Annotated in this window: 22 protein-coding genes; 14 read left to right on the forward strand and 8 right to left on the reverse strand. The window is 70.8% G+C overall.

Features of this window, described 5'->3' with window-relative positions:
* Window positions 1–75 precede the first annotated feature (75 nt).
* A complete protein-coding gene (locus RWN05_RS14430; protein ID WP_314140040.1) occupies window positions 76–1,848 on the forward strand; it encodes a glycoside hydrolase family 3 N-terminal domain-containing protein in 1,773 nt (590 codons plus the stop codon).
* A 35-nt stretch (window positions 1,849–1,883) separates the two neighbouring features.
* Here RWN05_RS14430 and RWN05_RS14435 read toward each other — a convergent pair whose 3' ends face one another.
* Together RWN05_RS14435 and RWN05_RS14440 are read right to left on the reverse strand one after the other, a co-directional pair.
* On the reverse strand, window positions 1,884–2,906 hold the full coding sequence (locus RWN05_RS14435; RefSeq protein WP_079002920.1) for a LacI family DNA-binding transcriptional regulator: 1,023 nt from the start codon (window positions 2,904–2,906) through the stop codon (window positions 1,884–1,886).
* A 25-nt stretch (window positions 2,907–2,931) separates the two neighbouring features.
* The gene (locus RWN05_RS14440; protein ID WP_079002919.1) at window positions 2,932–4,008 is read right to left on the reverse strand and encodes a carbohydrate kinase family protein; all 1,077 of its coding nucleotides are present in this window, start codon (window positions 4,006–4,008) and stop codon (window positions 2,932–2,934) included.
* Window positions 4,009–4,132: 124 nt separating this feature from the next.
* On the opposite strand from RWN05_RS14440, the gene RWN05_RS14445 reads away from it, so the two are divergent.
* The 3 genes from RWN05_RS14445 to RWN05_RS14455 all read left to right on the forward strand — a co-directional run bounded on the left by RWN05_RS14445 (window position 4,133) and on the right by RWN05_RS14455 (window position 6,814).
* Window positions 4,133–4,975 carry a class I fructose-bisphosphate aldolase gene (locus RWN05_RS14445; protein ID WP_064294740.1) on the forward strand — a complete coding sequence of 281 codons (843 nt, stop codon included), beginning with the start codon at window positions 4,133–4,135 and terminating at the stop codon, window positions 4,973–4,975.
* A complete protein-coding gene (locus RWN05_RS14450; protein ID WP_079002918.1) occupies window positions 4,972–6,150 on the forward strand; it encodes a Gfo/Idh/MocA family protein in 1,179 nt (392 codons plus the stop codon). The genes RWN05_RS14445 and RWN05_RS14450 overlap by 4 nt, the downstream gene beginning before the upstream one ends.
* A 112-nt stretch (window positions 6,151–6,262) precedes the next feature.
* The gene (locus RWN05_RS14455) at window positions 6,263–6,814 is read left to right on the forward strand and encodes an ATPase (protein ID WP_079002917.1); all 552 of its coding nucleotides are present in this window, start codon (window positions 6,263–6,265) and stop codon (window positions 6,812–6,814) included.
* A gap of 88 nt (window positions 6,815–6,902) precedes the next feature.
* Here the strand turns inward: RWN05_RS14455 and RWN05_RS14460 are convergent, their stop codons facing one another.
* Window positions 6,903–7,886, reverse strand: a complete 984-nt coding sequence (locus RWN05_RS14460; protein WP_079002916.1) for a LacI family DNA-binding transcriptional regulator — start codon at window positions 7,884–7,886, stop codon at window positions 6,903–6,905.
* A gap of 35 nt (window positions 7,887–7,921) precedes the next feature.
* Window positions 7,922–8,650, reverse strand: coding sequence for an SDR family oxidoreductase (locus RWN05_RS14465; protein WP_064296395.1), 729 nt, complete (start codon window positions 8,648–8,650; stop codon window positions 7,922–7,924).
* Window positions 8,651–8,871: 221 nt separating this feature from the next.
* Here RWN05_RS14465 and RWN05_RS14470 point away from each other — a divergent pair, with 221 nt between their 5' ends.
* On the forward strand, window positions 8,872–9,588 hold the full coding sequence (locus RWN05_RS14470) for a nucleoside/nucleotide kinase family protein (RefSeq protein WP_079002915.1): 717 nt from the start codon (window positions 8,872–8,874) through the stop codon (window positions 9,586–9,588).
* A gap of 69 nt (window positions 9,589–9,657) precedes the next feature.
* Window positions 9,658–11,151, forward strand: a complete 1,494-nt coding sequence (locus RWN05_RS14475; RefSeq protein WP_079002914.1) for a mannitol dehydrogenase family protein — start codon at window positions 9,658–9,660, stop codon at window positions 11,149–11,151.
* A 121-nt stretch (window positions 11,152–11,272) separates the two neighbouring features.
* Here RWN05_RS14475 and RWN05_RS14480 read toward each other — a convergent pair whose 3' ends face one another.
* Together RWN05_RS14480 and RWN05_RS14485 are read right to left on the reverse strand one after the other, a co-directional pair.
* Window positions 11,273–12,835, reverse strand: coding sequence for a DUF222 domain-containing protein (locus RWN05_RS14480; RefSeq protein ID WP_314140044.1), 1,563 nt, complete (start codon window positions 12,833–12,835; stop codon window positions 11,273–11,275).
* A 256-nt stretch (window positions 12,836–13,091) separates the two neighbouring features.
* Entirely contained in the window at window positions 13,092–14,300 is a 1,209-nt protein-coding gene (locus RWN05_RS14485; protein ID WP_314140045.1) for an HAD-IA family hydrolase, read from the reverse strand.
* Between the two features lie 356 nt (window positions 14,301–14,656).
* Here RWN05_RS14485 and RWN05_RS14490 point away from each other — a divergent pair, with 356 nt between their 5' ends.
* The 6 genes from RWN05_RS14490 (at window position 14,657) to RWN05_RS14515 (ending at window position 20,248) form a co-directional block, all read left to right on the forward strand.
* Complete coding sequence (locus tag RWN05_RS14490; protein ID WP_314140046.1) at window positions 14,657–15,694, forward strand: LacI family DNA-binding transcriptional regulator; 1,038 nt, start codon at window positions 14,657–14,659, stop codon at window positions 15,692–15,694.
* Complete coding sequence (locus tag RWN05_RS14495) at window positions 15,691–16,785, forward strand: hypothetical protein (protein ID WP_314140048.1); 1,095 nt, start codon at window positions 15,691–15,693, stop codon at window positions 16,783–16,785. The genes RWN05_RS14490 and RWN05_RS14495 overlap by 4 nt, the downstream gene beginning before the upstream one ends.
* A gap of 130 nt (window positions 16,786–16,915) precedes the next feature.
* Window positions 16,916–17,677 carry an ATP-binding cassette domain-containing protein gene (locus RWN05_RS14500; RefSeq protein ID WP_064294785.1) on the forward strand — a complete coding sequence of 254 codons (762 nt, stop codon included), beginning with the start codon at window positions 16,916–16,918 and terminating at the stop codon, window positions 17,675–17,677.
* Complete coding sequence (locus tag RWN05_RS14505; RefSeq protein WP_064294786.1) at window positions 17,674–18,759, forward strand: ABC transporter permease; 1,086 nt, start codon at window positions 17,674–17,676, stop codon at window positions 18,757–18,759. Before RWN05_RS14500 ends, RWN05_RS14505 begins: the two co-directional genes overlap by 4 nt.
* A gap of 70 nt (window positions 18,760–18,829) precedes the next feature.
* Window positions 18,830–19,825 (forward strand): ABC transporter substrate-binding protein, encoded by a 996-nt coding sequence (locus tag RWN05_RS14510; protein WP_064294787.1) that lies wholly within the window; start codon window positions 18,830–18,832, stop codon window positions 19,823–19,825.
* Between the two features lie 123 nt (window positions 19,826–19,948).
* On the forward strand, window positions 19,949–20,248 hold the full coding sequence (locus RWN05_RS14515) for a hypothetical protein (RefSeq protein ID WP_314140049.1): 300 nt from the start codon (window positions 19,949–19,951) through the stop codon (window positions 20,246–20,248).
* Window positions 20,249–20,286: 38 nt separating this feature from the next.
* Here RWN05_RS14515 and RWN05_RS14520 read toward each other — a convergent pair whose 3' ends face one another.
* Together RWN05_RS14520 and RWN05_RS14525 are read right to left on the reverse strand one after the other, a co-directional pair.
* Complete coding sequence (locus RWN05_RS14520) at window positions 20,287–21,105, reverse strand: class II fructose-bisphosphate aldolase (protein ID WP_314140051.1); 819 nt, start codon at window positions 21,103–21,105, stop codon at window positions 20,287–20,289.
* A gap of 55 nt (window positions 21,106–21,160) precedes the next feature.
* A complete protein-coding gene (locus tag RWN05_RS14525; protein ID WP_175118152.1) occupies window positions 21,161–21,931 on the reverse strand; it encodes a DeoR/GlpR family DNA-binding transcription regulator in 771 nt (256 codons plus the stop codon).
* A gap of 132 nt (window positions 21,932–22,063) precedes the next feature.
* Between RWN05_RS14525 and RWN05_RS14530 the strand changes: the two genes are divergently transcribed.
* Together RWN05_RS14530 and RWN05_RS14535 are read left to right on the forward strand one after the other, a co-directional pair.
* On the forward strand, window positions 22,064–23,653 hold the full coding sequence (locus RWN05_RS14530; RefSeq protein ID WP_314140053.1) for an FGGY-family carbohydrate kinase: 1,590 nt from the start codon (window positions 22,064–22,066) through the stop codon (window positions 23,651–23,653).
* Window positions 23,650–24,034 (forward strand): DeoR family transcriptional regulator (locus tag RWN05_RS14535; protein ID WP_314140054.1); only part of this gene is annotated, 385 nt, incomplete at its 3' end. The genes RWN05_RS14530 and RWN05_RS14535, both read left to right, overlap by 4 nt.

Here is a 24,034-nt window from a genome sequence, read left to right on the forward strand (position 1 = left end):
GGTTTTCGCTTCCGGCTCGCCTGAGCCCGGGTGATCCCGACGCCGCCCCACTCACCGACGAGAAACGGACCACCCATGAGCGAGCATGAACCGGCGCTGCCCTACCGCGACGCGAGCCTGCCGGTGGAGGACCGGGTGGAGGACCTCCTCGGACGGATGACCGTCGCCGAGAAGGCCGGCATGCTCTTCCAGACGATGATCGCCCCGGGCCCCATCGACGAGGCGAACCCGCACATGGGACTCGCGAGCGGCGAGCACATGATCGGCGAGCAGCTCATGTCCCACTTCAACGTCCTCGGCACCGCGCCCGACACGACGGCCCTCGCCGAGTGGACCAACGCCCTGCAGGAGCGCGCCTCGCGCACGCGACTCGGCATCCCCGTCACGCTGTCGACCGACCCGCGCAACCACTTCACCGACAACGTGGGGACGGCGGCCCGTGCCGGCGCGTTCTCGCAGTGGCCCGAGACGCTCGGCCTCGCGGCGATCGGATCGGCCGACCTCGTCGAGGCGTTCGCCGACACCGTGAGGCAGGAGTATCTCGCCGTCGGGATCCGGCTGGCGCTCCACCCGCAGGTCGACCTCGCGACCGAACCGCGCTGGTCGCGCATCGGCGGCACCTTCGGTGAGGACGCCGAGCTCAGTGCCGAACTCGTCGCGGGCTACATCCGAGGCTTCCAGGGCGCCGAACTCGGGCCGCAGTCGGTCTCCACGATGACGAAGCACTTCCCCGGCGGTGGGCCACAGCTCGACGGGGAGGACCCGCACTTCGCCTACGGGCGCGAACAGGTGTACCCCGGCGACAACTTCGACTACCACCTCATCCCGTTCCGCGCCGCGATCGCCGCCGGTGCCGCGCAGATGATGCCGTATTACGGGATGCCCGTCGGGACCGAGCACGAGGAGGTCGCGTTCGCCTTCAACCACGGGATCATCACCGGGCTCCTCTGCGAGGAGCTCGGGTTCGCAGGCATCGTCTGCACCGACTGGGGACTCGTCACCGACACGTCGATCATGGGGCAGGACATGCCCGCGCGGGCCTGGGGCCTGGAGCACCTGGACGAGCTGTCCCGGGTCGAGCGCATCCTGCAGGCCGGTTGCGACCAGTTCGGTGGCGAGGCCCGACCCGAGCTCGTCGTCGAACTCGTCGAACAGGGGCGCATCACCGAGGATCGCATCGACGCCTCGGTGCGTCGACTGCTGCGCGAGAAGTTCGTGCTCGGGCTCTTCGAGCAGCCGTACGTCGACGCGGGCGCCGCGAGCGGCATCGTCGGGCGCGCGGACTTCGTCGCCGCCGGCGAGGCCGCACAGCGCCACGCGTTCACCGTCCTGACGAACGTGGAGGAGACGCTGCCGGTGCGCTCGCCGCGTCCGCGGTTGTATGTGGAGGGCGTCGATCCCGAGGTCGCCGCCGCGTACGGCGAGGTCGTCGCGGATCCGGCTTCGGCGGACGTCGCCCTCGTGCGCATGCAGACGCCGTACGAACCGCGGCCCGGCGGCTTCGAGGCCATGTTCCACGCCGGCTCGCTCGACATCCCGGCCGACGAGGTCGAGCGGTTGCGGGCGCTCGCGCTCGCGGTGCCGACCGTGCTCGACATGCACCTCGACCGACCGGCGATCCTCACCGGGGTGGTGGACGCGGTCGCGGCGCTCGTCGCGAGCTTCGGCGGCAGTGACGCGGCGTTCCTCGACGTCGTCTTCGGTCAGGCGCTGCCGGAGGGCCGGCTGCCGTTCGACCTGCCGCGCTCGATGGCGGCCGTCGAGGCGAGTCGGTCCGACGTCCCCTACGACACCGAGGACCCGCTCTTCCGCTTCGGCCACGGCCTCACGTACCCTTCCGGTCCCTGAGCACCCCTTCCGGTCTCTGAGCCTGTCGAAGTGCGTCAGCGCTCGGACCCGCGCAGCTCCAGACGCACGTCCAGTGTGTGGGTCACGGGCGGGCCCGCCTCGCCGGCGATCAGTGCCAGGAGGGTCTCCGCCGCCACGCGGCCCATGAGCGCCACGTCCTGCGCCACCACGGACACCGGTGGCGACACGAGCGGTGCCGCCTCGAAGTCGTCGAACCCGACGAGCGGAAGCCGTCGCCCGGCCGTCGCGAACGCCTGTACCGCCCCGATCGCGGCCCGGTTGTTCGCGGCGAACACGGCGTCCACCTCGCCCGTCGCCAGGAACCCCGTCACGACCGCCGCAGCGTCCTCGACGGAGTGGGCGCCGTCGGAGACGATCGGCTCGATCGGGCCCGTCCCCGCCGCGCCGCCGAGGTCGGCCTTGGCGAGCGCCCGGTGGTAGCCGGCCAGTCGCTCGCGCATCGTGTACAACTCGAGTGAGTCGCCGAGGAACGCGACCCGTCGTGCGCCCGCGGCGAGCATGGCCGCGGTCGCCCGGGTCGCTCCGCCCGCGTTGTCGGCGAGCACCGTGTGCGCCTCGACCGACTCGAGTGGCCCGGTCGGTCGGTCGACGAGCACCATCGGGACGTGCACGATCGTGCTCGTGGCCCAGGCCGTCGTCGCTTGGCGTGGCGGCACGACGACGAGGCCGTCCACGCGCTGCGCGACGAGCCGGTCGACGAGGAGGCGGTGCCGGTCGGCGTCCTCCTCGGAGCTCGCCGACATCAGCAGGTAGCCGTGTTCCGTGCACACGCGCTCCACCGAGCGTGCCAGCACCGAGTAGTAGGGGTTCGCCAGGTCGCTGATGATGAGCCCGATGACCTTGCTCGACCGTCCGGGCCGGATGCTCGCGGCCGCCAGGTTGTGCCGGTAGCCGAGGGCCTCGATCGCCGCGCCGATCCGTTCCGACAGCTCCTGGTTGATGTTCGTCGCGCCGTTCACATACCGTGACACCGTCTTCAGCCCGACCCCGGCCGCCGCGGCGACGTCGTTCATGGTCGGGGGTCGGGAGCTGCGCATGCTCACCATCCTGGCGTATGGGGGGTCACACGACCGGCTCGCCCGCGCCCGCGGCAGCGAAGAGGCCGTTGAGTCCGGGGCGCAGTCGGGTGATCTCAGCCGCCGTCGGCCGGCGTCCCGCGATCGTCGCAGCGGCACTCGCGCCCGCGAGCTCGGCCGCTTCCGCCGGTGCTGCACCGCGTGACATCGCGAACAGCAGGCCGGCGGTCGACGCGTCCCCGGCGCCGTTGGTCGACACGAACGCGGGTGCGGCGACGGGCGGCGCGACGAGGTCGACGTCGGCCCAGGCCTCGGCGAGCGGTGCGAGCATCCGTCCGCTCAGTCGCAGGCGGTCGACGCCGGCGGCCCGGAGGAGCAGACCGTCCTCGCCGGCCGAGATCGCCACGACGCCGGCGCCCCAGGCGAGCAGGAGGTCCGCGAACGCCGCCGCTAGGGCCAGCGGTGATGCGCTGGTCCCGGCCGGGAGGCGGAGCGTGCCGAGCGCCGAACGCAGGTCGTCGACGCTCGGACTCACGACGTCGGTCAGCGGCAGGGTGCGCCGGAGGATCGCCTCCCAGTCCAGATGGCCGACGGCGCTCGTGGGGTCGACGACGGCGAGGTCCATGGACGTGGTGGCGCCGTGTCGGTGGATCCGTTCGAGCAGCGTCGCGAGGGGCGCCGCGTCGTCGGCGACGACCCCGGGGAGCAGCGGGGGATAGCCGAGGTGGACCAGGTCCGCGTCGCCGACGGCCAGGTGCTCGCCGGTGAACACCTCGTTCGCGCCCGTGTGGTGCCAGAAGGTCCGGTCGAGGCCGGCGGGCTCGACGACGACGCTGTAGGAGGTCGCGGCCCGGTCGGTGACCTCGAGCGCCGGGTGGAGCCGGTCGTGCGCCGCAATGCGTGAGGCGACGATCGCGCCGAGCTCGTCGTCGCCGACGGTCGCGTGCAGGCGGACCGTACTCCCGAGATCGGCGAGGGCGAGACCGGTGTTCGCGACGCAGCCACCGAGGGAGATGCGGAGCGGGCCGGTGTCGATGAGGGCGCCCGGATCGATGCGTGCGCTCGCGCTCAGCCCCGGCGACAGGTCGACGCAGATGTGACCGGCGACGACGATCTCGCCCATGGACCCTCCGTTCTTCGCCCCGGGCTGACCCGACGCAAGCTAGACAACGTTGTCTCAGGCCACTACTGTGACACACCGAGGGACGATTCGGAAACCCTCCCCGTCACGATCAGGAGCCGCCGCAATGTCGCTGTACCGCCTCAATCGTCTCTTCAACGCCCGATCCGGTCGCGCGCTCGACGTCGCCGTCGACCACGGGTTCTTCGGCGAGCGTTCGTTCATCACCGGCATCGAGGACATGGGCGAGGTCGTCCGCACGCTCGTCGCCGCGGGCCCGGACGCCGTCCAGCTGACCCTCGGGCAGGCCCGTCTCCTGCAGCAGGTCCCCGGTAAGGACAAGCCGGCGCTCGTCCTCCGGACGGACGTCGCGAACGTCTACGGCAACCCCCTCGACTCGATCCTCTACAGCCACCACGTGCCGCACGCGATCGAGGAGGCCGTCCGGCTGGACGCCGTCGCCGTGTGCGTCAACCTCATGCAGATCCCGGAGCACCCCGAGGTCCGTGAGGCGAACATCCGCTCGATCATGGCCCTGCGCCGCGAGGCGACCCGGTACGGGATGCCGCTCATGATCGAACCCCTCGTCATGCAGGACAACACGACGGCCGGCGGGTACCAGGTCGACGGCGACATCGAGAAGATCGTCACCCTCGTGCGCCAGGCGGTCGAACTCGGCGCCGACCTCATCAAGGCCGATCCGAGTAGCGACATCACCGAGTACGCGCGCGTCGTGCAGGTCGCCGGAGACGTCCCCGTCCTCGTCCGTGGCGGCGGTCGCGTCGACGATCGGACCCTGCTGGAGCGCACGGTCGCCGTCCTCGACGCCGGGGTCAGCGGCATCGTCTACGGCCGCAACATCATCCAGCACGAGCACCCGGCGGCCATCACCGCGGCACTCATGGCGGTGCTGCACGACGGCGCCGACGCCGATGCCGGCCTCGCGATCCTCGAGGCGGCTCGCGCATGAGCGCCGACCAGGTGACGGCCGACCGGGCGACGGCGGAGCGCGTCGACGTCGCGATCATCGGCGGCGGACTCATGGGGCGCGAGATCGCAGCCGCCATCCAGCGCTGGCCGGCGCTCATCGACCACCCGGTGCGACCGCGACTGACGGCCGTCTGCGACATCAACCCGGCGGCGCTCGACTGGTTCGACGAGATCGACACGGTCGTCACGAAGACCACGGACTACCACGAGCTGCTCGCCGACCCGTCAGTCGACGTCGTCTACGTGGCCGTGCGTCACGACCTGCACGAGCAGATCTACACGGACGTCATCCGCGCCGGGAAGGGCCTGCTGGCGGAGAAGCCCTTCGGGATCGACGCGGCGGCCGCGCAGTCCGTCCTCGCGGCGATGGCCGAGCACCCGGAGAGTTTCGTCCGGTGTTCGAGTGAGATGCCGTTCTTCCCGGGAGCGCAGCTGGCGATCGACTATGTGCGGTCCGGGGCGCTCGGCACGATCGTCGAGGCGCGCAACAGTTTCCTGCACTCGAGCGACATCGATCGGGGCAAGCAGATCAACTGGAAGCGCCAGACGCAGTTCTGCGGTGAGGCCGGCGTGATGAACGACCTCGGGATGCACACCTGGCACGTGCCGCTGCGGCTCGGCTGGGCACCCGAGAGCGTGTACGGGGTGCTGCAGAACATCGTCACCGAGCGTCCGGGCCCCGACGGTTCGCTCGTGCCGTGCGACACCTGGGACAACGCGGTGCTGCACAGCTGGGCGACCCACGACGGCGTCCGTTTCCCACTGACGACCGAGACGAAGCGCATCGATCCCGGGCAGAAGAACACGTGGGAGTTCGAGGCGATCGGTCTCGACGGCGGGGTCCGGTTCAGCACGAAGAACCCGAAGCTCGTCGAGGTGTTCGCGGTGCGGGACATCCCGGGTGGCGGTCGGGAGCAGGTGTGGCAGCAGCTCGACGCGGGCAGCCAGTCGGTGTGGCCGACGGTGACCGGCCCGAACTTCGAGTCCGGGTTCTCCGACACGATCCTCCAGATGTGGGCCGTGTTCCTCGCCGAGCGGCACGGCTCCCTCGGCGATCGGTTCGGGGCGGCGCGCCCCGAGGAGGCGGCGCTCACCCACGACATCTATCGTGCGGCGATCCGCTCCCACGAGGAGGGTCGCGCGATCGCGCTGTGACGTGCGCATCGGCTGGGAGGCCACCCGACCGTCTCCCAGCCGGGAGCGCGTGGGCCCCGCGTTCCGTCCGTGAGCGGAAGCCGGTGTCGGCGGGGTGGGGGACACTCGGGAGATGCCCCACAGAGGATGCGTACAACCCGGGTGTGACGCCGCGGCATCGGTCGACGCGCCCGTCGCGCTCTGCGAGGATCACCTGGCCCTCGCCGCCGACTGGGCGGAGCGCCGATGGGGCGTGGTCGACGCCCTGCCCTCGCCGTGCATCATGTGCGGCTCGCGGCTCGGCCGCCGCTACCCGTCCGCCTGGTTGTGCGCCGCGTGCGAGTGGCGGCACGGGGACGTGCCCGACGACGACCTCGCCCGGCCGCGGATCGACGTCGTCTACTACCTGCGCCACGGCGACCGCGTGAAGATCGGCACCACGACGAACCCACGCCAGCGGTTCGCCGCGATCTGGCACGACGAACTACTCGCCCTCGAACGCGGCGACCGGCACGTCGAGCGTGCGCGTCACGAACAGTTCGCCCGCGAGCGCCTCGAACGCTCCGAATGGTTCACCAGGTCGCCCCGACTGCTCGCCCACATCGCCTCGGTCGCCCGCGACGTCGACCCCTGGGACCTCTACAGCCGATGGCTCAGCGAGGCGGCGGCACTGCGTGGGCGATAGTCTGCCGCTCCCGAGCCCGTCGAGGGGTGGGAAGCGCTCGCGGGCACGTGGGCGGGCTGGGGGACCCGGATCGTCCAGCGGGGAGGGCTCAGCGCGTCGCGGACGCGGCGCGGCATGAGTCGCGCTCGACGAGGTGCACCGGGAGGACCGTGCTCCGGCGGTACCGCGCGTCGGGGCGGTCGAGGCGATCGATGATCCGTTCCGCAGCGAGTCGGCCGAGGGCCTCCGGGTCCTGCGTGATCACGGACACCGACGGTCGCAGGAGCTCGGCCAGGGGGAAGTCGCCGAACGCGACGAGTGGGAGCGGTTGCTCGGCGAGTGCGGGCAGCAACGCCATCGTGCAGACGGCGTTCGACGAGAACAGGGCCGTCGCCCGCGAGTCGATGGCCGCCAGCGCGCGCGCCGCCCCTTCGCGGGTCGCCGCGCCGAGGGCGACGAGCTCCTCGTCGGCGGGCAGCCCGGCTTCGGTGAGTGCGGCCCGATACCCGCGCAGCCGCTCGGCGGTCGTCGGCAGGGCCAGCTGGTCGCCGACGAAGGCGATCCGGCGGTGGCCGTGCTCGACGAGGTGGGTCGTCGCCGCGAACGCTCCACCGAAGTCGTCCTGCGTGAACGCGTCGGCAGCGAGCCCGCCTGGCGCGCGGTCGACGAACACGAACGGCGTCCGCGACGCCCACGCTGCCAGTGAGCTCTGGTCGTCGCTGATCGGCGCGAGCACCACTCCGGCCAGCTGACGCCGGAGCATCGGCTCGAGGACCGCGCGCTCGCGGTCCGGGTCGTCGCCGAGGCTCGTGACGAGCGTCGACATGTCGTGATCGCGCGCCGTCCGCTCCACCGCACGTGCGATCTCGGCGAAGAACGGGTCGACGATGTCGGGGACGGCGACCCCGATGACCGACGGGCGGCCCGAGCGGAACGCCGTCGCCAGGGAGTTCGGCACGTAGTCGAGCTCCCGCATGATCGACTCGACCCGTTCTCGGGTCGCCGGGAGGACGTGCGGGTCGTCGTTGAAGACCCGCGAGACCGTCTTCGCGCTCACGCCGGCGGCTGCGGCGATCTGGCGCATCGTGGCCATGCTCGGGTCCCCCCGTTCGGTCCTGCCGGTTCGGGTCAGCGCGCGGTGTAGCCGCCGTCGATCGGCAGCGAGACGCCCGAGATCATGCCGGCGGCGTCGCTCAGCAGGAAGGTGATCGGGCCGGCGATGTCGTCCTCGGTGGCCCACTTGCCGAGCGGCATCGCCTCGAGGAAGGGGCCTTCGATGTCGGGCCGACCCCAGTACCAGGCGGACATCGGCGTCATCACGACCGTCGGGTTGACGGCGTTCACCCGGATGCCGTACTTCCCGAGTTCCAGGGCGGAGACCCGCGTGATGTTGTCGAGCGCGGCCTTCGACGAGCCGTAGGAGATGTGGCCGGAAAGCGCGACGAGGCTCGCCTGGCTGGAGACGTTCACGATCGCGCCGCCGCGTTCCTGGCGGATCATCTCGCGGGACGCGTACTTGGTGACGAGCAGTGACCCGCGTGCGTTGATGCTGATGACCTTGTCGAACACGTCGATGTCGGTCTCCTGAGGGGAGGCGATCTCGCCGCCCCAACCGCCGGAGTTGACGACGCCCCAGATGTCGCGTCCCTCGATCGCGTCGCGGATGCTGTCCTCCGAGGTGAGGTCGAAGGGCAGCGGTTCGGCGCCCGTCTCAGCGGCGATGGCGTCGAGGTGCTCGACGTTGCGACCGGAGGCGATCACCTGCGCGCCCGCTGCGACGAGGTGGCGGACGGTGGCGCCGCCGATGCCGCCGCTCGCTCCCGTGACGAGGATGGTGCGGCCGTTGAAGTCAGTCATGAGGTGGTCCGATCGACGTGATGAGGCCCGTGCGTCGGTGCACCGGGTCGGGAGCATCATAACCACGGAATGACGGCCATGTCACCCGTGACATGGATTTCTGTCGCAGATGATGACACCGGTGACATCTGGTGTTGACACACGCATCCCCTGGACTTACCGTGAGTCGGGCGACGGCGCGACCGCGACCGGTCGGCTCCCAGGAGAGGTCAGGCATCACGATGAGCGGCACGACGACCACCGCCGGGACCGGCCTCGATGGCTTCGTCGACCTCGACGGCCTCATCGATCACGCCCGCTCGCTCGCCGCCACCGGGTCCCGCCGGATCCTCGGGATCGTCGGGGCACCCGGTGCGGGCAAGTCCACCGTGAGCGACGCGATCGCTGCGGCGCTCGGCGACCAGGCCGTGATCGTCGGGATGGACGGCTTCCACCTCGACAACGCCGAGCTCGTCCGCCTCGGGCGACGCGACCGCAAGGGCGCGCCCGACACCTTCGACGTCGACGGTTACGTCGCACTGCTGTCCCGCCTCGCCCGTGCCGGACGCACCGCCGATTCACCGGGCACACCCATCTACGCACCCCGGTTCGACCGCTCGCTCGAGGCGTCGATCGGCAGTGCCGTCCTCGTCCGACCCGAGGTGCCGCTCGTGATCACGGAGGGCAACTACCTCCTGTTCGACGACCACGGCTGGCAGGGTGTCGCCGCGCATCTCGACGAGTCCTGGTACGTCGACGTGGACGACGAGGTCCGCCGCGACCGACTCATCGCCCGACGCCTCGGTCACGGACACCCGCGCGACGAGGCTGAAGCCTGGGTGCTCGGCGTCGACGAGCCGAACGCCCGCCTGGTCGACGCGACCAAGCAACGTGCCACCCGGATCGTCACGCTCGACGCATCGACGCCGGTGGAGACCGAATCCACCCACGGCGTCTGACCCACCCTGCAGCCCCAGCACGCTCGACCTGCACCACCCGGAACCCGCTCACCGACGAGAAGGCACCACATGACCCAGCTCTCCGACGCCACCCTCACCGCTCTCGACGAGCGGGTGGCCGTCCCCGCCTATGACCGCTCGGCCATCCGACCCGGCATCGTCCACTTCGGGGTCGGCGCCTTCCATCGTGCGCACGGGGCGATGTTCGTCGACCGCGTGCTCGGGCTCCCCGGCGACGAACACGCGTCCTGGGGGCTCGTCGGCGTCGGCACACTGGCCGGTGACGCCGCCATGCGGGACGCGCTCGGCGCTCAGGACCGGCTCTACACGCTCGTGACGACGAGTCCGGACGGCGAGGTCGAGGCACGCGTCGTCGGGTCGATCGTCGAGTACCTGTTCGCTCCCGACGACCCGGAAGCGGTCCTCGCCCGCGTGAGCGATCCGTCGACGCGGATCGTGTCGCTCACGATCACCGAGGGCGGCTACGGGGTGAACGATGCGACCGGGGCTTTCGAGCCGAGCGACGGTGCGACGCTCGCGGATCTCGACGGGCTGCCGGCGGGGGCGCTGCCGCAGAGCCCGCTCGGGTTCATCACGGCGGCCCTCCGTGCCCGACGCGACGCCGGTGCGGTCCCGTTCACGGTCATGTCCTGCGACAATATCCAGGGCAACGGGCACGTCGCCCGGACGGCGGTCCTCGCCTTCGCCGAGCGCATCGACCCGGCGCTCGCCGCCTGGATCGGTGTCGAGGTGCGGTTCCCGAACTCGATGGTGGACCGCATCACGCCGGCGACGACGGACGAGCAGCGTGCGTTCGTGTCCGAGCGGTTCGGGATCGACGACCGCTGGCCGGTGCTCTCGGAATCGTTCGAGCAGTGGGTGCTCGAGGACGACTTCTCCGACGGTCGTCCGCCATACGAGCAGGTGGGCGTGCAGCTCGTGGAGGACGTCGAGCCGTATGAGCTGATGAAGCTCCGGTTGTTGAACGCCTCCCACCAGGCGATGAGCTACCTCGGGTTGCTGGCGGGGGAGACGTACGTGCACGACGTCTGCCGCGACGAGCTGTTCTCGCGGTTCCTCCTCGGGTACATGCACGAGGAGGCGCGGCCGACGCTCGCGCCGGTCCCGGGCATCGACATCGACGCGTACTGTGCGGAGCTGATGCGCCGGTTCGGCAGTGAGGCGGTCAAGGACACGTTGGCGCGGCAGATCGTCGACGGGTCGGAGCGCATCCCGAAGTTCCTGCTCCCGGTGGTCCGTGAGCAGTTGCGGACCGGCGGCGGGATCGCGCGTTCGGCGCTCGTCCTCGCAGCGTGGAGTCGGTTCATCGAGGGTGTCGGTGACGACGGGCGGGAGCTTGCCCCGGTCGATCGGCGGTTGGCCGAGTTGCAGGCGGCCGTCGCGCAGGAGGCGGAGCGCCCTGGGGCGTTCCTGGACCTGGAGGTCGTGTTCGGCGACCTCGGATCGGACGCGCGACTGCGCGAGGCGTTCATCGCGGCGCGCGCGCGGCTGGCGGACGTCGGTGCGCGGGTGGCGGTGGAAGAGGTCGTCGCCGCGGGGTGAGTCTGCGGAGGACGGGGCGCGCGTCGTGTGCCCTTCGACAGGCTCAGGGACCGGGGTGGCCGGGTTGTCGAGGACGGCGTCGTCGTTCGCTGAGCTTGTCGGAGGGTGGTTCGCGTGTCGTTCACCGGGCTTGTCGAAGGGTGGTTCGCGTGTCGGTCCCTGAGCTTGTCGAAGGGCAGGCGGGTGCCTTGGTTGAGGCGGCGAGGTGGATGCGTCCGCCTCGGATGGGGGTTTGGTGGCGGTCGATGTGGCTGGGTGGGATGAACCAGGGGATGCCGTTTTGGATGGTGATGGTCCAGTGGTCGTCGTGGATGCGGTGGTGGTGGAAGGGGCAGAGGAGGATGCCGTTGTCGAGGTTGGTGGGGCCGCCGTGGGACCACCAGGTGATGTGGTGGGTTTCGGTGAAGGATGGTGGGTGGGTGCAGCCGGTCCAGGCGCAGCCGCCGTCGCGTTCGGCGAGGGCGACTTTCTGTCCGCGGGTGAACAGGCGGGCGCCGGCGCCGAGGTCGAGGACCTGGGAGGGTCCGCCGAGGACCATGGGGATGAGGTTCGCGTCCGCGGCGAGCCTGCGGAGGGCTCCTGCGCCGATGGGTTCCTCGATGCCGTCGATGGTGGCTGCGCCGAGGCCGGTTTCAAGGGTGTCGTGGTCGACGCGGATGACGACGGACACGGGTGCGAGCTCGGTGGCGGCGCCACTGCAGCCGGCGGTGTGGCGGAAGATCTCGGTGAGCGCGATCGCGCGGCGTCGGTCGGTGGGGATCAGCGATGGGCCGTCTGGCATGGGTGTGCCGGAGCCGTCGGGCTGATCGCCGGCGGTGTCGGCATCCACGAAGGACGGTCGGCGCAGTCCGGCGCCGATGAGGGCGTCGAGGCCGGCGCGGACGAACGCGGCGCTTTCGGGGGCCAGTTCGGCGCGGAGGAGCGTCATGCCGGAGGGGAGTTCTCGGAGGGTCGCGCGTTCGGCTCGTCGGAGGAGTTCGTCGCGGGGTTCCCGGCCGTCCTGGTCGAGGCGGGTGCGGATGAGCTTCGCGATCCGGACGACATCCTGCAAGGGCGCGTTCGCGGCGTGCTCGACCGCGATGACCGACGCCGCCTGGAGTTCGACGGTGGCGCAGATGCGGCCCGCGTTACGCAGTTCGCGGACGATGACCGCCGCCCCGTCGACGCTGAGCGGGGCGGGCACCGTGCCAGCAGCCTCGGCCTGAGCGGGCCCGGCACCGTCCGTTTCGGCAGAGACGGAGGAATCGTCGGCGGCTGGTGTCGCCTCGAGGGCGGCGGCGATGTCCGGGAAGGGGCACTCCTCCAGCTCGCCGAGGAGCCCGCGTGGTTGCGTGATCGCGGCGCCGACCTCGGCGATGGCCGAACCGCGGGCGCGGGAGACCCGCCACCGCTCCGACACCATCACGCCCGGGTTGGCGTAACCGGCGGCGCGGACGAGCGACCCATCGCGGCCGGTGGGCGACGGGCGGAGCGCGATCGCCCCGGTGACCCGGGCGGCGAGCACCTCGACGGCATGCTGCACGGCACCGAGTTCGTCGAGGACCCGGAACAGGGCCTCGCCGTTCATGTTCTCGAGCTGCTCCGCGACATTCGAGCCGGCACGGATCGCGTCGAGCGCACCGTTCCACACGGCATCGAACCCGGCCGCGGCGGCGGCGAGGGGGTTCGGTGCGGTGCTGGTCATGGGTCCATCCAAACACGGACCACTGACATTCGAACGCGCGCAGAATGGGCCTCTGATCTGGGCATTTATCCGACAGTTGATGCTTGCTCGTGGGCCCTTCGACAGGCTCAGGGAACGGGTGCCCGCGGTTGTCGAGGTGCGGTGGGGAAGGTTGCCCGTGGGCCCTTCGACGGGCTCAGGGAACGAGACTCCGCGGTTGCCGAAGAGCATCGACAGCCTCAGACTGTTCCGACGCGCTCAGGGAGCGGGGCGCTGCTCAGCCGAGCGACACCGGGACGAGCCGGAACCCGCCCTCGGTGACCGGCTCGAGCCGCAGTTGGAAGAGGCCGTCGATCACGAGGTCCGCATCGAGTTCGTGCGCCTCGTGCGTCCCCGCGATGCCGACCGTCCAGCAGCCGGCGGCACGCGCTGCGGCGAGCCCGGCCGGTGCGTCCTCGAACACGACGCACGGCTGCGACTCCATGCCCAGCCGGGTGCGGCCGAGCAGGAACGGTTCGGGGTCCGGCTTGCCCTTCGTGACGTCGTCGAAGGTCACGACGACCTCCGGCCGCACGAGCCCGGCGGCCGCGATCCGGTTGCCGGCGATGAGCCTCGTGCCGCTCGTGACGATCGCCTTCGCGTCGTCGCCGAGCGCCGCCAGTGCCTCCGCCGCCCCCGGGAGCGCGATGACGTCGGCGACCTCGTCGGCCTCGATCTCGATGATCCGTGCGAGTGCTTCGGCGACCTGCTCGGGCGGGAAGATCGCGGCGAGCACCTGGGCGGCGGGCTGGCCGTGTCCCGCGGCGAGCAGGTCGCCCTCGAGACCGTATTCGCGGGCGAGCTGCGCCCATGACCGGTTCACGGCCGGCGTCGAGTCGATGAGGGTCCCGTCGAGGTCGAAGAGTCCGGCGGCGAAGACCTGGTCGAAGATCGGTGCTGAGGCCTCGATAGTCCGTCCGAGGCCGAGCGCGCGTTGGACGGCGGCGAGCTGCTGCGAGGTGGACAACGCCGCTTCGATCGACAGGTGCTCGATGGCGGGTGGGGTGTCGGAGGACGGGTCCACGATGTGCGTGTCCCGCTCGGCACCACGTTCGGCCCGGCGGGCTGCGAGCGTGGTGGCATCGGCGTGCAGCCAGACGACCTTCGGGGCGACCCCTGCCGCCTCGACGAGCGCGTCCCATTCGGCGCCGCCGCGGAGCTCCGCGGTGAAGGGCGCGACGAGCACCGCGCCGACACCGCTGTCGCGCTGGTCGGCGAGGACCGCTCGGAGGGCCGCGTACCGTGCCGGACGCATGGTCGGGCGCAGCTTCGCGTCGTTCCAGTGGAGCGGCTCGGCACCGTCGGGATCGGTCACCGCACCGAGACCGTCGAGCAACGGATTGGTGATGGTGTCGAGGTCGAGGAGCGGGAGCCGGAGGGCCCGGGCGAGCTCGCGTCCGAGGGTGGTCTTGCCGCTTCCGGCTGCTCCTGCGACGACGACGATCACGCTGACTCCTCGATGACTCCGGGATGGCGACCCGCATCCGAGGGGGCTGAACGCCTCTTCGATGCAAGTTCCAAATGAATTTGATCTCTTTCAGACAACGTTGCTTGACAACGTTGTCGGTCTGCGGTCAGTATAGGCGCACGAAGGAACGACGGGGTTCTGCAGCTGCACCACCCCGACCGATGACAACGCTGTCAGGAGGTGGAGCCCATGGGCACCTGCAACCCCGCGATCACCGCGACCAGTCCGATCCGGACACGTGTGCACGTCCCGTCGCTCCAGGCCGGCTGCGACGTCCGGCCCGTTCCGCTTCCCGTCAGGGGGACCCGCTGATGCGGCCGCCCGGGATCAAGGATGTGGCTGCGCAGTCCGGCGTCAGCATCAAGACCGTCTCGCGGGTGGTGAACGGCGAACCGTCCGTGCACCCCGAGACCCGAAGCCGCGTGCTCGAGGCGATCGATCGCCTCGGGTACGTGCCCAACACGGCCGCCCGCTCGCTGAAGTCCGGCACCGGCGGCGCGATCGGCGTCCTCATCGACTCGCTCGCCGACCCGTTCTTCGCCTCGCTCGTGAGCGCCATCGAGGCCCGCGCGCTCAAGGAGGGCCTGAGCGTCCTCGTCGCGAGCACCGGGCTCGACGAGGGGCGCGAGCGCGACCAGCTCACCGGGTTCATCGCCGGCCACCAGGTCGCCGGCGTCATCATCGCCCCGGTCGCCGCGGAGCTGCCCTACCTCGAGGCGTTCCGGAACGTGACGCCCGTCGTGGCCGTCGACCGTCCGCTCGCCGCCTTCGACAGCGTCGTGGTCGACGACTACGCCGCCACCCAGCTGGCGATCCGCCAGTTCGTCGAGCTCGGTCACACCCGCATCGCCTTCTACGACCGGGACGAACGCTTCCTCACCATCCGTCGGCGCTACCAGGGCTACACCGGCGTCCTCGCCGAGGCCGGCATCGACCTCGATCCGTCGCTCGTCTCCTGGACCATCGACGGCTCGCTCGACTACGCCGCCGAGACGGAGCGCCTGCTCGGGCTCGAGGACCCGCCCACCGCGTTCTTCGCGTCGAACGCGAAGGCGGCGATCGGTCTGACGAGCTCCCTGCACCGCATCGGGCGCGAGGAGACGGCGCACATCGCGTTCGGCGACTTCACCCTCGCCGACGTCCTGCGGCCGGCCGTCAGCTGCATCAACCAGGATCCGTTCGTCATCGGCACCGCTGCGATCGAGCGACTCCTCGAACTGCGCGAATCACCGGCCGACGAACCGCGCGAGTGGGTCGTCCCGACCTCCCTGGTGTCGCGTGGTTCCGGAGAGATCCCAGGCCCGGTACCGCGTCAGACCGTGGACGCACGCACCGCGTCCACCACGAGCATGGTCGGAGGACCAGCAGCATGAGCACGACCCAGCCCACGAGGCTCGCCCAGCCGACGCGACTCGCGCCGAACCTCATCGAGCACTTCTACCGCGGCGGCGACCGCATCGCCGGCCTGCGCGGTATCGAGCAGCAGAGCGAGTTCCAGCCGGAGGAGTGGCTCGGAGCGACCGTGAGCCGCGCCGACCAGGAGCCCGGCGGCGCCATCGGCCTCGCCCGCACCGTCGATGGCGTCCTCCTCCGAGACCTCGTCGCGGCCGACCCCGAGCAGTGGACCGGGGCTGGACAAGACCACGGCACCGACGCCGCCGACACCGGCATCCTCGTCAAGCTGCTCGACGCCCGTCAGCGACTCCCCGTCCACGTCCACCCGGACCGGGCGTTCGCCGCCTCCCACCTCGACTGCGCCTACGGCAAGACGGAGGCCTGGTTCATCCTCGACGCCGAGCCCGGTTCGGCGGTCCACCTCGGATGGAGCGAGGACGTCGATCCCGACGAACTCGACCGCCGTCGCGACGCCCAGGACAGCGAGTGGATGCTGTCGCACATGAACCGGATCGTCGTCGAGCGCGGCATGGGCATCCTCGTGCCGGCCGGCACGGCCCACGCGATCGACGGCGGCATCTTCCTCGCGGAGGTGCAGGAACCGACCGACCTCTCCATCCTCCTGGAGTGGTCGGTCACGACCTCGACGCGCGACGAGTCCCACCTCGGCCTTGGGTTCGAGACCGTGATGGGCGCGGTGTCGACGAAGGCGCTCCCGCAGTCCGAGATCGAACACCTCGTCGTGCTGCACGACCTCGACGCCCGGACGGATGCGCCGGTCTCGTTGTTGCCTGCGGCCGCCGACCCCTACTTCCAGCTCTTCGCCGTGGCACCCGGCACCGACGGCAGCGCGCCCGTTGACGCAGGCTTCTCGGTCGCGCTCGCGCTCACCGGCGCAGGCGCACTGGTCCCCGAGGCCGGCACCGAGGCCGTCGATTTCGCAGCCGGAGAGGTCTTCGCCGTCCCGGCCGGGTTCGGGCCCTGGACCGTCAGCGGCTCGGGCACGGTGCTCGTCGCCGGACCCGGTGCGGGCTGGCCGGCGACCCTCGCGTCGGGAGACATCCGATGACGCCACCCCTCGACGCAGGACCCGAGATCACGCAGCAGCGCACCACACACCACCGCCCCGAACGGCGGTACGACAGCCAACACACGCCGGACCCGTCCACCGGGGCCGGCTGGAAAGGAACGAGAACGACATGACGACTCCCGTCTTGGAGGCCAGAGGCCTCACCCGGCAGTTCGGGCACGTCCGCGCCCTCGACGAGGCGGACTTCGAGGTCTACCCCGGCGAGGTCACCGCCCTCATCGGCGACAACGGCGCGGGCAAGTCCACCCTGGTCAAGGCACTCTCCGGCAACCTCGCGGTCGACAGCGGCGTGATCAGGTTCGAAGGCGAACCGATCACCCTCACCTCGCCCATGCAGTCGAGTGCGCTCGGCATCGAGACGGTCTACCAGGACCTCGCACTCGCGCCCCACCTCGACCCCGTGCAGAACGTCTACCTCGGCCGCGAGATCATGCGGCCGGGCCTCGGCGGCCTGCTCGGCCTCATGAACGTCAAGGAGATGAGCAAGCAGTCGCGTCACGCCTTCGACGAACTCGGCGCGACCGTCCGTTCGCTCACCGACCCGGTGGGCGCGATGTCCGGTGGGCAGCGCCAGGCGATCGCCATCGCCCGTGCGGTGCACTGGGCCAACAAGGTCGTCTTCCTCGACGAACCGACGGCCGCCCTCGGCGTCCGTCAGACGAAGAACGTGCTCGAGACGATCCGCCGCGTGCGCGACAAGGGCATCGCGGTCGTCTTCATCAGCCACTCGATGCCGCACGTCATGGAGGTGTCCGACCGCGTGCAGGTGCTGCGGCTCGGCCACCGCGCGGCGACGGTCGACACGAAGGACACGAACATGGAAGAACTCGTCGGTCTCATGACCGGTGCCAGCACGAGGAACGTCGCATGAGCGCGGTGAAGCAGGCCGAGATGGGGCCGGAGACGACCGCCATCGAGACGGCCAAGGACCGGGAGACCCCGATCAAGAAGCTCTTCAAGGCTCAGGCCTTCCAGATCTTCATCGTCCTCCTCGTCGTCATCGCGATCTTCTCCGCGATCGCACCCGACACCTTCGCGCAGCTGTCCAACCTGCGGCTCGTCGTGCAGAACGCCTCCATCCTCGCGGTGCTCGGCGTCGGCATGACCTACGTCATCATCACCTCCGGCATCGACCTCTCGATCGGCTCCGTCCTCGTCTTCTCGGGCGTCGTGTCCGCGACGACGATGCGGGCCATGGGCGGCGACGACTGGGGGACCGCGATCGTCGGCATCCTCGTGTCGATCGGCGTCGGCATCCTCTGGGGTACGTTCAACGGCATCCTCATCTCCAAAGCGAAGGTGCCGCCGCTGATCGTCACCCTCGGTAGCCTCGGCATGGCGCTCGGCCTCGCCCAGATCCTCACCGGCGGCGTCGACATCCGCGAGGTGCCGTCGGTCCTCACCGACTCGATCGGGTACGGCAACATCTTCGGCGCAGTCCCGATCATCTCGGTCATCGCCCTCGTCGTCGTCATCATCGGTGCGCTCGTCCTCCACAAGACGAAGTTCGGCCTGTACACCTACGCGGTGGGCTCGAGCGAGGAGGCGGCACGACGCGTCGGCGTGAAGGTCGACCGTCACCTCATCCGCATCTACGCGATCTCGGGTGGCCTCGCGGGTCTCGCAGGCATCCTGTCGCTGTCGCAGTTCGGCACCACCGCGATCGCCGGTCAGTCGCAGACGAACCTGAACGTCATCGCCGCGGTCGTCATCGGTGGCACCTCGCTCTTCGGTGGCTACGGGACGATCTTCGGCACCGTCGTCGGTCTGTTCATCCCCGCCGTCCTCCAGAACGGCTTCGTCATCACCGGCGTGCAGCCCTTCTGGCAGCAGGTCGCGGTCGGCGCCGTCCTCATCCTGGCCGTCTACGTCGACCAGGTCCGCCGTTCCTCCGCAGCCCGCGGTGGATCCACCAGCTTCTGGCGAGCCCTCGTCAGCAGGAAGAAGAAATAACCCCTACACAGATCAACACCCCCCGCACCATCCCAGTAGTCCAGCAGTTCAAGAGAAACGGGAAATCACAATGAAGTGGAAGAAGTCAGTTCTCGGAGTCCTCGCGCTCGGCGCGTCGGCAGGCCTCATGCTCACCGGGTGTTCCGGTGGCGCGAGCTCGGGCGGCAGCAGCGCAGGCGCAGGATCCGACGGCTACAAGATCGCGTTCATCCAGGGCGTCGCAGGCGACGAGTTCTACATCTCGATGCAGTGCGGTATCGAATCGGCGGCGAAGGATGCCGGCGCGACGGTCACGACCCAGGGTCCGGAGAAGTTCGACCCGACGCTGCAGAAGCCGCTCGTCGACTCGGTCGTCGCCTCGAAGCCGGACGCGATCCTGGTCGCCCCGACCGACGTGAAGGCCATGGAGGCCCCGCTGAAGGCTGCGGCCGACGCGGGCATCAAGGTCGTCCTCGTCGACACCACCGTCGACGACCCGTCGTTCGCGGTCTCGCAGATCTCGAGCGACAACAAGGGCGGCGGCGCTGCGGCGTTCGACGCGATCAAGGAAGCGCACCCTGAGGGCGGCAAGGTCCTCGTGGTCTCGGTCGACCCCGGCATCTCGACCACGGACGCCCGTGCCGAGGGCTTCCAGGAAGCGGTCAAGGGTGATGACAAGTTCACCGACCTCGGCGTGCAGTACAGCCACAACGAGCCGTCCACGGCTGCCGAGATCGTGACCGCGGCGCTCCAGAAGGACCCCGACATCGTGGGCATCTTCGCAGCGAACCTGTTCGCGGCCGAAGGTTCCGCGACCGGTGTCAAGCAGGCCGGCAAGGAGGACTCGGTCACCATCGTCGGGTTCGACGCGGGTCCCGCCCAGGTCAAGCAGCTGAAGGAGGGCACCGTCCAGGCGCTCGTCGCTCAGGAGCCGGCCACCATCGGTTCCGACGGTGTCGCCCAGGCGATCGCTGCGCTGAACGGCGACAAGGTCGAGGCCAAGATCCAGACCGGCTTCACCATCATCACCAAGGACAACGTCGACGGCGACGCGAAGGATGCCGTCTACCAGTCCAAGTGCGGCTAGGCCTGCCAGCCACTCCGCATCACCAGACCGCGACGGCGTCGGAGCATCGAGCTCCGGCGCCGTCGCGCTGTGTCCGGCAGCTCCGCCTCGACGCCACCCTCCACGGGGTGCGAGAATCGCGACATGACCCAGGTGATCGTCGCAGCGACCGCGGTGCGACGGCTGTCCGACGATGCTCCGGGACGGATCGAGGCCGAGGTCGTCGATGCGGCGGGACGAGCCCACCGCCTGGTCATCACGGTCCCCGAACGCGCGAGCCATGCGGTCACCGCGTCGACCGACGTCCCGTTCCGAATCGGGCTCCGGGCCGAGTACGTGCGGATGGAGGGACCGGCCGTGGTGATCCGGTTCGCGGACGGCGTCACCACCACCGAGGGCCTCGGCGGGATCTGCCTGGACCCGGACATCGTCCACTGGTTGTGAACGACTCGATCGACTGACGGTCGGGTCGGTGACGAGTCCTAGGCGACGAGGGTGAGGAGGCGCGCGACCTCGGCGGCGACGGCGTCGCGCGCGGGCCCCAGGTACTTCCGCGGATCGACGAGCGAGGGGGTCGCGTCGAGGTGCTCACGGACGGCTCGGGTGAAGACGCCGTTGATGTGGGTCGAGATGTTGATCTTGCGCATGCCCGCGTCCACCGCCCGCACGAGGTCCTCGTCGCTCACGCCGCTCGAACCGTGCAGGACGAGCGGGACGGGGACGGCCGACGCGAGTTCGCGGATGAGGCCGAAGTCCAGGGTCGCGCTCCGCGACGTCATCGCGTGCGAGCTGCCGACCGCGACCGCGAGGCCGTCGACTCCGGTGCCCGCGACGAACGCCGCAGCCTCACCGGGGTCGGTCCGGACGCCGGGTGTGTGTGCGCCACCCTTGCCGCCGATCGCCCCGAGTTCCGCCTCGACCCACACGCCCTGCGCCTGAGCCGCGCGGGCGACCACTGCGGTGCGCTCGCGGTTCTCCTCGTCGGGGAGGGTGGCCGCGTCGAACATGACCGAGGTGAAACCGAGTCGGACCGCCTCGTCGACGAGCGTCTCGTCCTCGGCGTGGTCGAGGTGCACGGCGGTCGCGGTGCCGGCCTCGCGGGCGAGCTCCAGATTCGCGAGCCCGATCGGCGCGAGGCCGCCGTGGTACCTCGCCGCGTTCTCGGACACCTGCAGGATCACACCCCGGCCCGCGAGCTCGGCGCCGCGGAGGATGGCCTCGCCGTGTTCGAGCTGGATGACGTTGAAGGCGAGGACGGCGCGCTGTGCGTCGAGGAGCGCGGCGGTGGAGACGAGCGTCATGGTGGTTCCTCTCGGGGTGCACGCGGGACGATCGACCCGGTGCCGGTGGGGATGGTCAGGTGGTGGCCAGCAGCAGCTCGGGTCCGCTTGCGGCGAGTGCGTCGACGGTGTCCGGGTCGAGCCCGTCGTCGGTCACGATCTGGTCGAACTCGTCGAGTCCCGCCGCTCGGTGGAACGAGGTGGTGCCGAACTTGGCGGCGGTGACGGCGAGGATGCGTCGTCTGGAGACGTCGAGCATCGCCCGCTTCACCTCGGCCTCCTCGGGCAGGGTCGTCGTGGCGCCCGAGGTGAGCCCCACCCCGTTGGCGCCCAGGACGGCGACGTCGGCGTGGAGCCCCGACAGCCGTTCGACGGTCCACGCGCCGACGGTCGCCTGCGTGACGGCGCGGACCCGCCCGGGCAGGGCGAGCACGGTGAGTCGCGGCCGGCCACCGAGCAGGGCGACGATCGGCAGGCTGTTCGTCACCACGAGGAGTCGGCTGGCGTGGGGGAGGAGGGCGGCGACCTCGAGAGTCATCGCACCGGAGTCGAGTAGGACGACTCCCTCCTCAGGGAGCTGCTCGACGACGAGCCGCGCGACGGCGGCGCGCTCGATGCGCTCGCCTTCGCGGCGTCGTTGGAGGCTGGGCTCGAACGCGGGTCGCCGGGCGAGGACCGCGCCACCATGGTGGCGGCGGATGAGCCCCTGTCGCTCGAGTACCGCGAGGTCGCGACGGATGGTTTCGGGCGTGACGCCGAGTCGGCTGCTCAGCTCGGCGACCGACAGGGCGCCGTCGCCGTCGCGGGCACCCGCGAGGATCGCGGCGTGACGCTCTGCTGGGTACATGACTGCTCCGTCCGGTCTGGCCAGCGTATCCGAATCTGTCCGATATCCCTTCCGATTCGGTGGGATCGGTGCAAAGATCAACATGATCGGGCGCACCCGATGACGACGATGACGACGAACGGAAGACCGCCGATGGCTGAGCACGGGCCGCACAGCGCACCCCACGAGTCGGGGTCGCGGTTCCTGCTCGGGATCGACGTCGGGCAGACCGCCGTCAAGGCCGTCCTGCACGACCAGCGGTTGCACCCGGTCGCCGTCGCTCGGCGCGCGAGCCCCGTCGACCGCCCGGTCGCCCGGCACGCCGAGCGGTCGCAGGACGACCTGTGGGCCGCGGTCGCCGACGCGGTGTCGGAGGTGATGGCGACGTCGGGTGTCGACCCGAACCTGGTCGCCGCCGTCGGGATCACCGGCCACGGCGACGGCCTGCACCTCGTGACCGCCGACGGAGCGCCGGTCGGCCCGGCCATCACGGCGATGGACTCCCGGGCGCACGTCGAGGCCGCCGAACTCGCGGCTGATCCCGACCGGCTGCGGGTGGTGCTCGAACGCTCCGGACAGCTGCCGACGCCGGGCGCCGCCGGCAACCTCCTCCGCTGGCTGCTCCGGCACGACCCGGAGCGTGTCCAGCAGGCCGACGCGATGCTCTTCTGCAAGGACGTGGTCCGTCTGCGGCTCACCGGCGAGATCTCCACCGACTACTCCGACGCCTGCGCCTCCTTCCTCGACGTCGGGACCGCCACCTGGAGCGCCGAGGTCCTCGACGCCTACGGCCTGCCCGTCGAACTGCTCCGCCTGCTGCCGCCGATCAACCCGAGCGGCACGATCGTCGGGTCGGTGCTGCCGGCGGCCGCCGCGGTGACGGGCCTCGTCGCCGGGACGCCGGTCGTGTCGGGACTCCACGACGTGCAGGCCTCGTCGATCGGCATGGGAGCGCTCGTCCCCGGGCGGCTCGCCCTCGTGGCCGGCTCGTTCAGCACCAACGGCGTGACGACGACTCAGCCCGACGTGGACCCGCGGTGGCAGTCCCGCCTCTCGATCACCCCGGACCTGCGGATCGCGATGTCCACCTCGGCGACGGCATCGCCCTCCTTCGACTGGACGCTCCGGCTCCTGGGCGTGACCGACGCCACCGGCCGCGACGCGCTGATCGCCGAGGCCGCAGCACTCCTTCCGGAGGAGCAGGTGCCGCTCGTCCTGCCCTTCCAATCGGACTCCCCACTCGGCGCCGAGGCGTCGGCCACCCTCGTCGGCGTCCGAGACTGGCACACCCGGGCACACGTCCTGCGCGGAGCCCTCGAGGGCATCGTGCTCATGCACCGTTGGCACACCCGGGCGCTCGGCGAACGGTTCCGGTGGGACGAGCCGATCGTCCTCGGCGGCGGCCTCGCGCGGTCGCCGCTGTACGTGCAACTCGTGGCCAACGCCCTCCGGGCGCCCGTGACGGTCGTCGACTCCGAGGAGGCCGGAGCCCTCGGCGCCGCGATCGTCGCCGGGGTCGCCACCGGACTCCTGCCGTCGGTGGAACAGGCCCAGCACGACCTCGTCCGACACGCACCCGCCGTCCTGCCGACGGACGCCTCAGCCGCGTACTGGGCCGGGGTCGGAACCGCGTTCGACGAGCTCGTCGAGGCCCTCGACCCCTGGTGGCGACGACGAGCCGACGAGCCGAGCCCCGACGGTCCGGAGTCGGAACGCGACGACCGTGCCGGGGTGGAACGATGAGCGCGTCCATCGGCGGCCGCGGGACGGCCACGTCCAGCCCGGTGGACGACCGGCGTCGGGAGATCCTCACCCGACTCGACCAGGACGGGCGGGTCGAAGTCGGCCTGCTCGCAGTGGACCTCGGCGTGACCGAGGAGACGATCCGACGCGACCTCCGCGTCCTCGAACTCGACGGACGCCTCCGACGCGCGCACGGCGGTGCGGTGCGCACCGACCTCGACCCGGGCCAGGACTCCGGGGTGTCCGGTGCGCTCGCCGCGCGGGCGCTGACCCTGGTCGCCCCGGGCTCAGCGGTCTTCCTCGGCGCGGGCTCAGCCAGCGAAGCGCTCGCCGGGGGCCTCGCGACGACCGCCGGGACCGTCATCGTGACCGGTTCGGTGC

It is taken from the genome of uncultured Plantibacter sp., from assembly GCF_963518075.1.
GTDB lineage: Bacteria > Actinomycetota > Actinomycetes > Actinomycetales > Microbacteriaceae > Plantibacter > Plantibacter flavus_A.

Bases quoted from the DNA above. Each gene is read 5' to 3' on its own strand.
- RWN05_RS14495 (WP_314140048.1), top strand. From the start codon at position 15,691: ATGAGCACGACCCAGCCCACGAGGCTCGCCCAGCCGACGCGACTCGCG.
- RWN05_RS14455 (WP_079002917.1), top strand. From the start codon at position 6,263: ATGCCCCACAGAGGATGCGTACAACCCGGGTGTGACGCCGCGGCATCG.
- RWN05_RS14465 (WP_064296395.1), bottom strand. From the start codon at position 8,650: ATGACTGACTTCAACGGCCGCACCATCCTCGTCACGGGAGCGAGCGGC.
- RWN05_RS14430 (WP_314140040.1), top strand. From the start codon at position 76: ATGAGCGAGCATGAACCGGCGCTGCCCTACCGCGACGCGAGCCTGCCG.
- RWN05_RS14475 (WP_079002914.1), top strand. From the start codon at position 9,658: ATGACCCAGCTCTCCGACGCCACCCTCACCGCTCTCGACGAGCGGGTG.
- RWN05_RS14505 (WP_064294786.1), top strand. From the start codon at position 17,674: ATGAGCGCGGTGAAGCAGGCCGAGATGGGGCCGGAGACGACCGCCATC.
- RWN05_RS14445 (WP_064294740.1), top strand. From the start codon at position 4,133: ATGTCGCTGTACCGCCTCAATCGTCTCTTCAACGCCCGATCCGGTCGC.
- RWN05_RS14525 (WP_175118152.1), bottom strand. From the start codon at position 21,931: ATGTACCCAGCAGAGCGTCACGCCGCGATCCTCGCGGGTGCCCGCGAC.
- RWN05_RS14515 (WP_314140049.1), top strand. From the start codon at position 19,949: ATGACCCAGGTGATCGTCGCAGCGACCGCGGTGCGACGGCTGTCCGAC.
- RWN05_RS14450 (WP_079002918.1), top strand. From the start codon at position 4,972: ATGAGCGCCGACCAGGTGACGGCCGACCGGGCGACGGCGGAGCGCGTC.
- RWN05_RS14480 (WP_314140044.1), bottom strand. From the start codon at position 12,835: ATGACCAGCACCGCACCGAACCCCCTCGCCGCCGCCGCGGCCGGGTTC.
- RWN05_RS14530 (WP_314140053.1), top strand. From the start codon at position 22,064: ATGGCTGAGCACGGGCCGCACAGCGCACCCCACGAGTCGGGGTCGCGG.
- RWN05_RS14510 (WP_064294787.1), top strand. From the start codon at position 18,830: ATGAAGTGGAAGAAGTCAGTTCTCGGAGTCCTCGCGCTCGGCGCGTCG.
- RWN05_RS14440 (WP_079002919.1), bottom strand. From the start codon at position 4,008: ATGGGCGAGATCGTCGTCGCCGGTCACATCTGCGTCGACCTGTCGCCG.
- RWN05_RS14460 (WP_079002916.1), bottom strand. From the start codon at position 7,886: ATGGCCACGATGCGCCAGATCGCCGCAGCCGCCGGCGTGAGCGCGAAG.
- RWN05_RS14435 (WP_079002920.1), bottom strand. From the start codon at position 2,906: ATGCGCAGCTCCCGACCCCCGACCATGAACGACGTCGCCGCGGCGGCC.
- RWN05_RS14500 (WP_064294785.1), top strand. From the start codon at position 16,916: ATGACGACTCCCGTCTTGGAGGCCAGAGGCCTCACCCGGCAGTTCGGG.
- RWN05_RS14470 (WP_079002915.1), top strand. From the start codon at position 8,872: ATGAGCGGCACGACGACCACCGCCGGGACCGGCCTCGATGGCTTCGTC.
- RWN05_RS14520 (WP_314140051.1), bottom strand. From the start codon at position 21,105: ATGACGCTCGTCTCCACCGCCGCGCTCCTCGACGCACAGCGCGCCGTC.